Annotated in this window: 8 protein-coding genes; 5 read left to right on the forward strand and 3 right to left on the reverse strand. The window is 74.8% G+C overall.

Features of this window, described 5'->3' with window-relative positions; all coding sequences use genetic code 11:
* Positions 1–64 precede the first annotated feature (64 nt).
* On the reverse strand, positions 65–1,450 hold the full coding sequence (locus tag ABZW17_RS31030) for an MFS transporter (RefSeq protein ID WP_354822181.1): 1,386 nt from the start codon (positions 1,448–1,450) through the stop codon (positions 65–67).
* On the reverse strand, positions 1,447–3,501 hold the full coding sequence (locus ABZW17_RS31035) for an MMPL family transporter (protein ID WP_354822184.1): 2,055 nt from the start codon (positions 3,499–3,501) through the stop codon (positions 1,447–1,449). Before ABZW17_RS31035 ends, ABZW17_RS31030 begins: the two co-directional genes overlap by 4 nt.
* A 277-nt stretch (positions 3,502–3,778) precedes the next feature.
* Here ABZW17_RS31035 and ABZW17_RS31040 point away from each other — a divergent pair, with 277 nt between their 5' ends.
* From ABZW17_RS31040 to ABZW17_RS31050, 3 genes are all read left to right on the forward strand, one after another.
* Positions 3,779–5,020 (forward strand): helix-turn-helix domain-containing protein, encoded by a 1,242-nt coding sequence (locus tag ABZW17_RS31040; RefSeq protein ID WP_354822187.1) that lies wholly within the window; start codon positions 3,779–3,781, stop codon positions 5,018–5,020.
* Between the two features lie 70 nt (positions 5,021–5,090).
* Positions 5,091–6,182, forward strand: coding sequence for an aldose epimerase family protein (locus ABZW17_RS31045; protein ID WP_354822190.1), 1,092 nt, complete (start codon positions 5,091–5,093; stop codon positions 6,180–6,182).
* Between the two features lie 26 nt (positions 6,183–6,208).
* Entirely contained in the window at positions 6,209–6,928 is a 720-nt protein-coding gene (locus ABZW17_RS31050) for a transporter substrate-binding domain-containing protein (RefSeq protein ID WP_354822193.1), read from the forward strand.
* Positions 6,929–6,930: 2 nt separating this feature from the next.
* On the opposite strand, the gene ABZW17_RS31055 is transcribed toward ABZW17_RS31050, so the two are convergent.
* Positions 6,931–7,440, reverse strand: coding sequence for a DinB family protein (locus ABZW17_RS31055; protein ID WP_354822196.1), 510 nt, complete (start codon positions 7,438–7,440; stop codon positions 6,931–6,933).
* Between the two features lie 305 nt (positions 7,441–7,745).
* Between ABZW17_RS31055 and ABZW17_RS31060 the strand changes: the two genes are divergently transcribed.
* Together ABZW17_RS31060 and ABZW17_RS31065 are read left to right on the forward strand one after the other, a co-directional pair.
* Positions 7,746–10,934 (forward strand): hypothetical protein, encoded by a 3,189-nt coding sequence (locus ABZW17_RS31060; protein WP_354822199.1) that lies wholly within the window; start codon positions 7,746–7,748, stop codon positions 10,932–10,934.
* A gap of 123 nt (positions 10,935–11,057) precedes the next feature.
* Positions 11,058–12,641 (forward strand): AMP-binding protein, encoded by a 1,584-nt coding sequence (locus ABZW17_RS31065; protein ID WP_354822202.1) that lies wholly within the window; start codon positions 11,058–11,060, stop codon positions 12,639–12,641.
* Positions 12,642–12,716 lie beyond the last annotated feature (75 nt).

Consider the following 12,716-nt stretch of genomic DNA (forward strand, 5'->3'; position numbering starts at 1 on the left):
CAGTGAATAGCCGCGCCCGTGCGGTTGTCAACGGATCGATCCGGGATGCTCATCGGGAAACGGGTTACGGCACCGCACGTTTGTCATGCGGCGACGAGATGACGGCGGGCCGGTCCCGCAGCACGCGGGTGGCCAGCAGGGCACCGGCGAACGTCAGCCCGGCCGCGGTGAGCAGCCCGGCGGTGTAGCCACCGGCCAGTGCGGACCCGGCCGGCGCGCCGGAGTCCAGCCGGGCCGCGCGCACCGCCGTCAGCACCGCGCCGATCAGCGCGACCCCGAGCGCGCTCGAGAGTTCCCGGGCCGCGGTGAGCAGTCCCGACGCGGTGCCGGAATACCGCTCCGCCACGACGTCGAGCGCGTGCGACGTCATCGGGACGGTGAACGCCGAGCCCGCCCCGATCAGGACCATGCCCGGCACACGCGGCCCCAGTTGCGGCAGGTGGTTCACCGCGGCGAGGGCGAGCAGCCCGGCGCCGACCACCGCAAGCCCGGCCGCGACCGTCCGGTGTGGACCGGCCCGGGCGGCGGCCACCGGGACCAGCGGTGTCGCGGCCACCACCGCGACCGCGACCAGCACCAGCGGCAGCCCGGCGCCGACCGGCCCGAGCCCGAGGAACTCCTGGTGCAGCAACGGCGTGAAGAAGAAGATCCCGGAAATCCCCAGCCCCCACAGCAGCTGCAGGCCGAGGGAGCCCGCGAACACCCTGTTACCGGTCAGGGCGGCCGGGATCAGCCGTTCCCGCGCCCGCCGTTCCCTTACGACGAACCCGGCGCCGAGCAGCGCACCCGCGGCGAGCAACGGCTGGGCCCACCGCGGTTCGGCCAGTGCGGTGGTGAGCAGCACCAGGCTCGCCGTCACCAGGGCCATCGCCCCGAGCGGCGGCGCGCGCGTGCCGCCGGCCCGGCCGGGCGGGACCGTCGAAGGCAGCAGCACGAGCATCGCCGCCACGAACGGCAGGTTGACGAAGAAGATCCAGCCCCAGCCGAGGTATTCGCTCAGCGCCCCGCCGAGCGCCGGGCCGAGGGCCAGGGCCGCCGCCAGGCACGCCGTCCACACCGCCGCGCCGAGCGTCCGGCCCCGCGCGTCGAGGTTCGTGCGCAGCAGGCTCAGCAGGCCCGGCACGAGGAACGCGGCCGCGACACCCTGCAGCACGCGGGCGGCGACCAGCAGCCACAGCGTCCCGGCCAAGCCGCCGGCCGCGGCGCCGGCGCCGAACGCGAGCAGCGCGGCCGTCAGCGTCCGGCGCCGGCCCCAGCGGTCCACCAGGGCGCCCGCGACCAGCAGCAACCCGGCGAACGGCAGCATGTAGCCGAGCGCGACCCACTGCAGCGCCCCGAGATCGAGGGCGAGGTCGCGGCCGATCGACGGCGCGCCCGCCGCGACGATCGTGTTGTCCAGCGTCGTCACGAACGCGCCGAGCGCGAGCACGGTCACCGTCCGCCGCGTCACCGCAGGCTCCCCACCGGCTCGCGGACGGCCACCGGCCGCCGTCCCGGGAACCACCAGTTCGCCGCGCCCAGCCGGCTCATCACCGCCGGGACGAGCACGCACCGGACCACGACGGCGTCCAGCAGCACGGCGACCGTCAGCCCGACGCCCGCCTCGCGCACCACCCGGGCGTCCACGAAGGCGAACGACACGAACACCAGCGCCATGATCAGCGCGGCCGCGGTGATGGTCCGGCCGGTCGCGGCGACGCCGTCGACGATGGCCGCTTTCAGGGGGTCCGGGTGGCGAAGCCCCCGGCCCGGGGCGAAGCCTCGGCTGTTACAGCTCGCCCGCGTGTCGCCGTGGCGGCGCCACGCTTCCTGGATGCGGGCGATGAGGAAGACCTCGTAGTCCATCGACAGCCCGAACAGCCCGGCGAACAGGAACACCGGCAGGTAGGGCTCGATCGGGCCGCCGAAGGCGAACACCACCGCGCCCGTCGTGGCGGCCGCCGTCAGCAGGTTCATCACCGCCGCCGTCAGCGGGATCAGCACGCTGCGGAACACCCAGGCGAGCAGCAGCACCGAGATCCCGACGACCGAGGCGAGGAACAGCGGCAGCCGCCCGGTGATCGCCGCGGAGAAGTCGGCCCGGGCCGCGACGACGCCGCCGACGTGCGTGCCGGGCCCGGCGATGACGTCGGCCACCACCCGCGTCGAGGCCAGCAGCGCCCCGGTGGCCGGGTCGTCCGGTGCCGTCCGCGGGACGACCGTGAGCAGCCAGCCGCCGTTCGGCAGGGCGCTGGGCGGGCCGACATCGGCGCTCGCGAGCAGCGCTTCCCGCAGCATGCCGACGGAAGCGCCGTCGGTGCCGGTCACCAGCAGCGGCGCGTCCGCGCCCGGCCCGAAACCGTCCGCCAGCAGGGTGGCGGCGGTCCGCGTGATGCTGCCGGGCGGGTCGAGCGCGGCGTCCGGGACGCCGAGCCGCAGGCCGACCGCCGGCAGCGCGAGGACGGCCACGACCAGCAGCGCGGCCAGGGTGTACGGGCCGGGCCGCGCGGTCACCGAACGGGCCGTGCGCGCCCAGCGCCCGTCGGCGGCGTCCGGGCGCGGGCGCATCCGGCGGGCGGCGGGCCGCAGCAGCGCGGGCAGCAGGGTGAGCGCGGCGAACGCGGTCAGCAGCACCGAAACCGCGGCGGCCACCGCGATCCCGGCCAGGAACGGCAGGCCGACGGTGAACATCCCGGCCAGCGAGACGCACACCGTGACCCCGGCGAAGACGACGCTGCGGCCGGAGGTCGCCGCCGCCACGGCGAGGGCCGCGGCCGGCTCGGCGCCTTCGCGGCGGCTCTGCCCGAACCGGGTGAGCACGAACAGCGCGTAGTCGACGCCGACGCCGAGCCCGAGCAGCGCGGCGATCTCGGTGCTGATCTTCGGGACGGTCATGACGTGCGACACCAGCGTCACCGCGGCCAGGGCGCAGCCGACCGAGACCGACGCGGTCAGGATCGGCAGCAGGACGCCGCTCACCGAGCGGAAGGTCAGCAGCAGCACCAGCGCCGCGGCGAGCAGGCCGATCCCGGCGTTGCCCAGGTCCGGCGCGGCAGCCGTCATCGCGGCGAGCTCGCCGGACGCCCCGGCGGTCAGGCCCGCGGCGCCGCGGACGACGGCGGCGAACGCGTCGGCCACCGGCTGCCCGAGGTCCGCGGCCGGTGCGTCGAACCGCACGGTGAGCACCGCGGTCCGCCGGTCGGCGGACACCTCGCCGGGCGGCGGGGCGACGGACACGACGTGCGGCAGCGCGGCCAGCCGGGCGGCGAGCGCGTCGAGCCGGGCGCGGCCCGGGCCGCGGTCGACCGGCCCGTCCGGCGCGCGGACCACGACCCGTTCCGCGGCACCGGTCCCGCCGAGCAGGTGCGCCGCCGCGGTACTGTCCGCGGCCGGCAGCTCCACCGTGTCGCGGAAGGCCGCGCCGGTGTGCACCGCGGCGGCCGCGAGCCCGCCGAGTGCCACCAGCCAGAGCACGGCGACGACGCCGGCCCGGCGGAAGCACCAGGAAACGAGCGCCGTCATCGGTGTTCTCCTCCCGCGTGCCGGTTGATCACGCTAACAACCGGCGGGGGCGCGAAGATACCGTCCCGGTTCACAAATCGGATCGCGGAAACCTTTGCCGCGATGAGTGTTCCGGCCTTTGTCGGGCAGGTGACAATTCCCGGCGCGGCCGTTGGTCCCGCGGTGACAGAACCCGATCCGGAGGCAGGGGCGGCGGTTGCCAATCCCGTTCCCGTGTGAGTACATGGCGTTGCGCCAACGGTGGCGCGAACTTCCCATGAGCTGCGGGGTGTGCGCCATGACCGGGACGATCACGCAGGCGGCGATCCCGCACCCGCGGGGCACCGGCCGGGCGCGCCAGCTGTGGTGCTCGCTGCCGACGGAACTCGCGCGGCGGTTCCGGCCGCACGCCGACCCGCTCGCCCGCCGGATCCTCGACGAGGTCCAGCACGCCGTGCCGGAATACGCCAAGCCGCTCGAAGGCGAATTCGGCAAGATGATCGTGCTGGCCATCGAGCAGGCCGTGCTCAGCTGCATCGACAGCATCGGCGATCCGGTGTCCACACCGGACACCTGGCCGAAGTTGTTCGTGGAGATCGGGAAACGCGTCCACCACGACGGCGGCAGCCTCAATTCCCTGCAGGCGGCCTACCGCGCGGGCGGGCGCGCGGCCTGGCGGTACGTGGCCGAGCTGGGCCAGGCTCACCGGTTCCCGGCGGCGGTGCTGTGCGTCGGCGCCGAAGCCATTTTCGCTTACGTGGAAGAGATTTCCTCGTACTCGGTGGAGGGGTACACCTTGGCGCAGGCGATGGCGACGGGCACGCTCGAGCGCCGCCGCCGCCGGTTGTTCGAACTGCTGCTCGCCACCCCACCGTCGTCCCCGGCCACGGTGGCGACGATGGCCGAGGCGGCGCGGTGGCCGATCCCGGACCGGGTGGTGGTCGTCGCGCTCGACCCGCGGACCGGCCGGCAGCCGCCGCCGACGCCGCAGGTCGCCGGCGACGTGCTGCTGGACCTCGAAGGTCCCGAGCCGTGCCTGCTCACCCCGAACCCGGACCGCGACCTGCGCGGCCTCGAAGGGCGCCTGCCGGGCTGGCGTGCGGCCGTCGGCCCCCGGGTCCGCCCGGCCGACGCGGCGACGTCGCTGCGGTGGGCCCGCCGGACGCTCGACCTGGTCCGCCGCGGCCTGGCCGGCGACCACCCGGTCACGCACACGGCCGACCACCTGGCGACGCACTGGCTGCTCGCCGATCGGTTCCTGCTGGACGAGCTTTCGGCGAAAGCGCTCGCGCCCCTGGCGGAGCTGACGGTGAAGCAGCGGACCCGGCTGGCCGCGACGCTGCTGTGCTGGCTGGAGCACAACGGGAGCACCCCGGAGATCGCCCAGGCGCTGGGGATCCACCCGCAGACGGTCCGCTACCGGGTGAGCCAGCTGGGCGAGCTGTTCGGCGACCGGCTCGCGGACCCGGCGAAACGGCTGGAGATCCAGATGGCGCTCACCGCCCACCGGCTGCTGGGCACCCCGGCCGAGCGCGCTTGACCGCGCGGGACACCCGAGCCTAGGGTTTCCCGATGCTGTTAGCGCTAACAGCCGGTTGGAGGACCTGCCGATGCCCGCACTCGAACTCACCCGGGAGTTCTTCGGCCGCGCCGACGGCACCGACGTCCACCGGCACACGCTGGGCCGTCCCGGCGGGCTGACCGTGCGCGTCCTCGACTACGGCGGCGTCGTCCAGTCGCTGGACGCACCGGACCGCGACGGCCGGCCGGCCAACGTCGTCCTCGGGTTCCCGGACCTCGCCGGGTACGTCGCCAACAACCGCCCCGAGGCGGACCGGGTGTTCCTGGGCGCGGTGATCGGCCGGTTCGCCAACCGGATCGCCGGCGGCACCTTCACCCTCGACGGCGTCCAGTACCGGGTGCCCCAGAACAACGGCAAGAACAGCCTGCACGGCGGCCCCGCCGGGTTCGACACGCGGGTCTGGGCGGCGGCGGAGGTCCGCGACGCCGACGGCGTGGCGCTGCGGCTCACCCTGGTCAGCCCGGACGGCGACCAGGGCTACCCCGGCCGGCTCGACACCGAGGTCACCTACCGCCTCGACGCGCGCGACCGGCTGCGCATCACCTACCGCGCGACCACCGACGCGCCGACGGTCGTCAACCTGACCAACCACACCTACTGGAACCTGGCCGGCGAAGGCACCGGCGACGTCCACGAGCACTGGCTGGAGCTCGCCGCGAGCCGGTACTGCCCCACCGGCGACGACCTCATCCCGGCCGGCGCCCCGGTCCCGGTCGAGGGCACGCCGTTCGACTTCCGCCGCGCGACGCCGATCGGCGCCCGGCTCGGCGAGCCCGACCCGCAGCTGGTCATCGGCCACGGCTACGACCACAACTGGGTGCTCGACGACGGTGCGCCGTTCGCCGCCCGCGCGTGGGACCCGGCGTCCGGCCGCCTGCTCACGATGCGGACGACCGAGCCGGGCCTGCAGTTCTACTCCGGCAACCACCTGACGGCGGACCTGCCCGGCACGGGCGGGCGCCCCTACCACCGCGGCGCCGGCTTCGCGCTGGAGGCGCAGCACTTCCCGGACTCCCCGAACCGCCCCGACTTCCCCGCCGCGGTGCTCCGGCCGGGCGAGGTCTACCGGCAGGAGACGGTGTTCACGCTGACCACGGTGGACGCGCCACCGGAGGCCTGAGCGGCCCCGCGCTACGCTCGCCGATCATGGGAGACCGTTCCGCCGTCGCCGCCGACCTCGCGCCCACCGGCACCCTGCGCGCCACCATCAACCTCGGCAACCCGGTGCTCGCCCACGGCACGCCCGGGCAGCCGGGCGGGGTCACCGTCGACATCGCGCGCGAAGTGGCCGCGCGGCTGGACGTGCCGGTCGAGCTCGTCTGCTTCGACGCGGCCCGCAAGGCGTTCGAGGCCCTCACCTCGGGGGCGGCCGACCTCGGCTTCCTGGCGATCGAACCGGCCCGGGCGGCCGAGGTGGCGTTCACGGCGCCCTACGTCGTCATCGAAGGCGTGTACGTCGTGGCGCAGGACTCGCCGTTCGGGTCGCCCGCCGACGTCGACCGGCCGGAGGTCCGGATCGGCGTGAAGCAGGGTTCGGCCTACGACCTGTACCTGACGCGGACGCTGCGGCACGCGACGATCGTGCGCGGCGAGGACGGCGTCACGGCGTTCGAGGCGCAGGGCCTGGAGGTCGCGGCCGGGATCCGGCAGCCGATGACCGCCTACACCGCCGCCCACCCGGGCACCCGGGTGCTCCCCGAGCGGTTCATGGAAATCCGGCAGGCCGTCGCCACCACCCCGGATCGCCGTCCGGAGACGCTCGCGTTCCTGCGCGAGCTGGTCGAAGAGCTGAAGGCGAGCGGGTTCGTCGCCGACGCGCTGCGCCGCGCGGGCCGGCCGGACACCACGGTCGCGCCCCCGGCCTGAGGTCAGCGGCCGGTCGTCCCGTCGATCAGCTCGCGCCCGACGTCCAGGTGGCCGGCGTGCCGGGCGAAGTTCTGCACCAGGTGGAACAGGACCCACGCGAACGTCGGGTGCTCTTCGGCGCCGCCGCGGCGGACCGTGCGGGCGGCCCGGCCTTCCAGGGGCGTCACCGCGGCCAGCCGGGCGCAGTTTTCGCGCTCGGCGCGGAAGAAGGCCGTGATGTCCGCGGCGGATTCCGCCGGGGCGACGAACCACTCCTGCGCGGCGGTCGCGGGCCAGGTGAAGTCGATGTCCTCCCCCGCGAACAGGTACCGCACCCAGAAGCGTTCGGTGCAGGCGAGGTGCTTGACCATGCCCAGCGGCGTCCACCCCGACGGCAGCACGCTGCGGCGGACGTCGTGGTCGGAAAGGCCGTCGAGCTTGCGCAGCACGGCGGCGGCGTTGTGGTCGAGGTAGCCCAGCAGCAAGGCACGCGGATCGGCCAGGGTGGGCGGCGGTTCGGGCGTCTCGACCATGATCGAAAAGCTACTGGGCGCCGGACCCCGACGCGCGCCACGCCGGGGTGATCGGCTCAGGACAGCCGCGGCAGCACCTGCGTGCGCCAAGCTTCGAAGAACGCGTCCTGGTCCGCACGGGAACGGCTCGCGCACCATGTCCTCGGCCGGGGTCGGCGGCGGTGGCGGCGGTGGCGGCGGTGGCGGCGGCCCGACCAGCGCCTCGGCGAGCCGGGCCGCCGAAACCCCGGGTACTCCGTCCGCGCCGGACGTGACAGTTCCCGGACAACGCCGTCCGCCGGTCCCCGGCCCGGGATGATGGCCGGGTGACGAACTCCGCTTCCGGCCGTTTCACCGGGCCGGTGCTCCAGGTCGGATCGGTGCGGGGCGACGTGCACGTCGGCGCGTCCGGCCCGGTGCGCAGCCACTACCTGCTCCGCGTCGAGTCCCTGGCGCCCCCGAGCCTGCTCGAGCGCGGGGACGAACTCGCCGAACTGGCCCGGTTCTGCACCGACCCGGCCACCGAGGGGGCGTACGCCTGGTGGCAGGCCGACGCGTGGTCGGGGAAGTCCGCGCTGCTAACCACGTTCGTGCTGCACCCGCCGCCGGGTGTCCGGCTGGTCGCGTTCTTCGTCACCGGCGGCCAGCCCGGCCAGAGCGATCGCCGCGCGTTCGTCGACAACGTGCTCGAGCAGCTCTGCGCGGTCCGCGGCACCCCGCTCCCGCCGTCGACGGAGGCGACCCGCGAAGCCCAGCTGCACGGCCTGCTCGCCGAGGTGGCACAGGACTGCCGCCGCCGCGGGGAGCGGTTCGCGCTCGTCGTGGACGGCCTGGACGAAGACCTGGGCCGCGACGGCAGCCCGGACGCCCACAGCATCGCGGCTCTGCTCCCGGTCCGGCCGCCGGCCGGGATGCGCGTGATCGTGTCCGGCCGCGGCAGCCCCCCGCTCCCGGCCGACGTCCCCGACCACCACCCCCTGCGAGACCCGGCGATCATCCGCCCGCTCGCCGCGTCCGCGAAGGCCCACGCCGTGCGAGACGCGAAGGAACGCGACTTGAAACGCCTCCTGCGCGGGTCGGCGGCCGAGCAGGACATGCTCGGCCTCCTCACCGCGGCAACGGGCGGCCTCACGACGGCGGACCTGGCCGAGCTGACCGGCAGTTCGGAGTGGGCGATCGACGACTGCCTGAGCACGGCGACGGGCCGCAGCTTCGCCCGCCGCCCGCCGGAGCGCCCCGGGCTCGCGGACGTCCTCGTCCTGGCCCACGAGCAGCTCCTGGTCACGGCCCGGGCGATGCTGGGCGCGCGGCTGGCGGGCTACCGCCGGCGTCTGCACGACTGGGCCGACGGCTACGCGGCCCGAGGGTGGCCTCCCGAGACGCCCGAGTACCTCGTCCGGGGGTATTTCGCGGTGCTGCTGGTGGAACAGGACGTGCCGCGCATGCTGGCGTGCGCGACCGATCCGCGCCGCCAGCGTCTCGCGCTGGTTCGTGTGGGTGGTGACGGTGCCGCGCTGGGCGAGATCCGTGCGACACAGCACCTGGTCCTGGCGTCGGCGGAGCCGGACTTGATCGCTTTGGCCCGCCTCGCGGTCCACCGGGTGCACCTGCTCCGGAACAACGGCCGGCTGCCACCGGGATTGCCGTCGGGCTGGGCTTTCCTCGGCCGGCTGGACCACGCGGACGCCATGATCGACGCCATCCGGCTGCCGTACGACCGCATCCGGGCCCTGATCGCCGTCGCGGACGTCTGCCGCGGCGAAGGACACCCCGGCCACGCGGCAAGCGCGCTGGACCGCGCGGAGGAACAAGCGGCGGCGTTCAACCAGTTCTTCGGCGGTGGCCCGGTCGTTTCGCTCGCCTGGGCCTTCGCCCGGCACGGCGATCACGACCGGGCACGCCGCGTGGCCGCGCTCGTCCAGCACCCCGCCGAGCGCGCGGAAGCCCTCGCGCAGCTGGCCGTCGCGGCGGCGCCGGACCGGGCGAACTCGCTTCTGGCCGAGGCCGGGCAGCTGCTGGACGGCACCGACGCACACGACCGGGCTCAGGCGTTCGGCGCGATGGCCGTGGCGGCTGCCGGACTGGACCGGCCGGCCGACACCAGGACATGGCTGGAGAACGCGGAGACCGCGCTTTCGGCGGACCGCCTCGCCGGGCGGCACACGCGCCCCGGCCCGGTGGCGGCCGCCGCCGCGAAAGCCGGGGACGACGAGCGGGCCCTGCGGCTCCTGGACACGATCGAGGACGCGGAGAAGCGCGAGGAGTGGCTGACCTCGGTCCTCCGGATCACGGCCCGCCGGGACAGCCGCCACACCGAAACCATCGCCCGGCGGACGCCGGATCCGCTGGTGCTCAGCGTCCGGTTGGCCGAGATCGCCTGGTCCATCGGAAAAGCCGATCCGGCCACCGCGACCCGCCTGACGGCCGAGGCCATGGACATCGCCCAGGCGGCGGCCGAGCCCGCACGCCGGGAAGCCCTGATCACGATCGCTTCGGCGATCGCGGAAACCGGAGACGCCGAGCGTGCGGTGACGATCGCCCGCGAGTACGCCGAGCAGGGCCGGGACGCGAACGCGGTTTTCGCCGTGGCGGCCGCCCTCCTCCGCAACCGCAAGCCGGACGAAGGCGCCGAAGTCCTCCGGCTGACCGAGCGGGTGGCCCGCGGGCTGGTCGGCGAGAACGACCAGCGCATTTCCGTGCTCTGGATCAGGACCATGGCCGACCACGGCGATTTCGGCCGGGCAGAAAGCCAAGCCGCCCTGCTGACCGATTCCCCGGCCCGAGCGTCCGCCTGGGCCGCCATCGCCGAAGGAGCGGTGGCGGCGGGTGAGCTCGACCGCGCCGAGCGGGCGTTGACCCGCGTGGCCGACCCGGCCCTGGAGTGGCGGCCACGCCTGGACCTGATCCGAGCCGCCTTGGCCGCGAAGCTCCCGGAACGGGCGCGGGCGATCGCCCGGCAGCCGGCCGACCTCCGGGACCGCGCGGGCGCGCTCCTGCTGGTGGCCCGCGACACGCGTGACGGCGATCTGCTGGACGAGGCCGGGCAGCTCGTCGAGGCCTTCGCCGATCCCCTCGACGTGATGCGCGGCCTACTCGGGATGATCGCGGTCACGGCGGGCTGGGGCGACCGCGTCCGCACGCGCGACCTGATCGGCCGCCTGGCGGCTGTCGCCCCGCCGCCCGAGGAAGACCTCAAGGCCGAAGCCAGGCTGCTGGCCGGGCAGGCACGACGGGTGCTGAAGCTGTGCTCCACCCGGATCCGGAGCCTGACCGAGGTCAGCCAGGAAACCTCCGGCACCGGGGCGTTCCTGGGAGAACGGCGGTACGACACGGCCACCTCCGCGGTTCCCACCCCCTTCTTCGGGCCCCGCACCCACGGCCTGCCTCCCGGGGAAGCGCTGCTCAAGCAGCTGACCGAGGGCGACTGGGCCTACGTCGTCGAGGAGCTGACCGATCGCTGCCCGGAGGCCTACCCGGCCATCGTCGCCGAACTCGACGCGCTGACCGCCGGCTGAGCACTCATCGTCCCCCGGTTGTCACCGTCAGGAGCGCGCCATTGCGCCTTCTCGACGGTCGCAACCGGTGTTACATTGCCCAGGGCAGGGCGATCCTGCGGCCGAGAGGGCGAAGGGGCTGCGATGAGGCTTACTCCCAGCGCTCACACCGACTCGTTCTGCCGCGACCGGCTGCCGCCGGCCGAGCAGTGGCCGCGGCTCGTGTTCGACCTGCCGGAGCTGCGCTACCCCGACCGGCTCAACGCCGCCACCGTGCTGCTCGACGAAACCGCCGCCCGCCTCGGCCCGGACCGGCCCTGCCTGCGCTCGCCGCACGAGACGTGGACCTACGCCGACGTCCTGGCGCGCGCCAACCGGATCGCACACGTCCTGTGCACCGACCTCGGGGTCGTGCCCGGCAACCGCGTGCTGCTGCGCGGCACCAACACACCGTGGCTCGCGGCGTGCTGGCTCGGCGTGCTCAAGGCCGGGGCCGTCGCCGTCACGACGATGCCGATGCTGCGCCGCGGCGAGCTCGACAAGATCACCGAGCGCGCGCAGCCCACGGTCGCCCTGTGCGACGAGCACCTCCTCGACGAGCTGCCACCCGGCCTGCCCGCGGTGTCCTACGGCACCGAGCTGGCCGAACGCTGCGCCCGCCACCCGGCGACCTTCGCCGACGTGCCGACCGCCGCCGACGACGTCGCCCTGCTCGCCTTCACCTCCGGCACCACCGGGACACCGAAGGCCACCATGCACTTCCACCGCGACCTGCTCGCCATCGCCGACACCTTCTCCCGGCACGTGCTGCGCCCCACCGCCGACGACGTCTTCTGCGGTACACCGCCGCTGGCGTTCACCTTCGGCCTGGGCGGCCTGCTGGTGTTCCCGCTGCACGCGGGCGCGTCGGTGCTGCTCCTGGAACGCGCGACCCCCCAGGAGCTGGCGTCGGCCGTCGCCGAGCACGCGGTGACGGTGCTGTTCACCGCCCCCACCGCCTACCGCGCGATCCTCGGCGCCGGCGACGGCCCCCTCCTGGCCGGGGTCCGCCGCGCCGTCTCCGCCGGGGAGGCGCTGCCCGCCGCCGTGGCCGAGCGGTACCGCGAAGTCGTCGGACGGCCGCTCATCGACGGCATCGGCAGCACGGAGATGCTGCACGTGTTCATCTCCGCCGCCGACGACGACGTGCGCCCCGGCCGGACCGGCAAGGCGGTGCCCGGCTTCCGCGCCGCCGTCCTGGACCTCGACGGCCGTCCCGCGCCGGACGGCACGCCGGGCCTGCTCGCGGTCCAGGGCCCCACCGGCTGCCGCTACCTGGGCGACCCGCGGCAGACCGGCTATGTCCGCGACGGCTGGAACATCACGGGCGACACCTACGTCCGCGAGCCCGGCGGGTACTTCCGGTTCGTGGCGCGCAGCGACGACATGATCGTCTCTTCCGGTTACAACATCGCGGCTCCCGAGGTCGAAGAGGTGCTGCTGACCCACCCGGACGTCGACGAATGCGCGGTGGTCGGCACGCCCGACCCGGACCGGGGCGCCGTCGTCACCGCCTTCGTCGTGCTGCGCCCCGGCGTCGCCCCGGGCCCGGACGTCGTGCACGCCCTGCAGGAGCACGCCAAAGCCGTTGCCGCGCCGTACAAGTACCCGCGCCGGGTGCGCTTCCTCGACGCGCTGCCGCGCAACGCCAGCGGCAAGCTGCAGCGGTACCTGCTGCGCGAGCGCTGACGGGGGTGACGGGCCCGCTGCCGAGGTGGGGTGGCGGTGGGCCCGTCACGTCTGAGGGAGGTCGAGGACATGCCC

Origin of the sequence: Amycolatopsis sp. NPDC004625, assembly GCF_040609695.1 — a bacterium.
In the GTDB taxonomy this organism is placed as follows: Bacteria; Actinomycetota; Actinomycetes; order Mycobacteriales; family Pseudonocardiaceae; genus Amycolatopsis.

Coding starts and splice junctions, on each gene's coding strand:
- ABZW17_RS31065 (WP_354822202.1), top strand. CDS start 11,058: ATGAGGCTTACTCCCAGCGCTCACACCGACTCGTTCTGCCGCGACCGG.
- ABZW17_RS31055 (WP_354822196.1), bottom strand. CDS start 7,440: ATGGTCGAGACGCCCGAACCGCCGCCCACCCTGGCCGATCCGCGTGCC.
- ABZW17_RS31045 (WP_354822190.1), top strand. CDS start 5,091: ATGCCCGCACTCGAACTCACCCGGGAGTTCTTCGGCCGCGCCGACGGC.
- ABZW17_RS31050 (WP_354822193.1), top strand. CDS start 6,209: ATGGGAGACCGTTCCGCCGTCGCCGCCGACCTCGCGCCCACCGGCACC.
- ABZW17_RS31040 (WP_354822187.1), top strand. CDS start 3,779: ATGACCGGGACGATCACGCAGGCGGCGATCCCGCACCCGCGGGGCACC.
- ABZW17_RS31035 (WP_354822184.1), bottom strand. CDS start 3,501: ATGACGGCGCTCGTTTCCTGGTGCTTCCGCCGGGCCGGCGTCGTCGCC.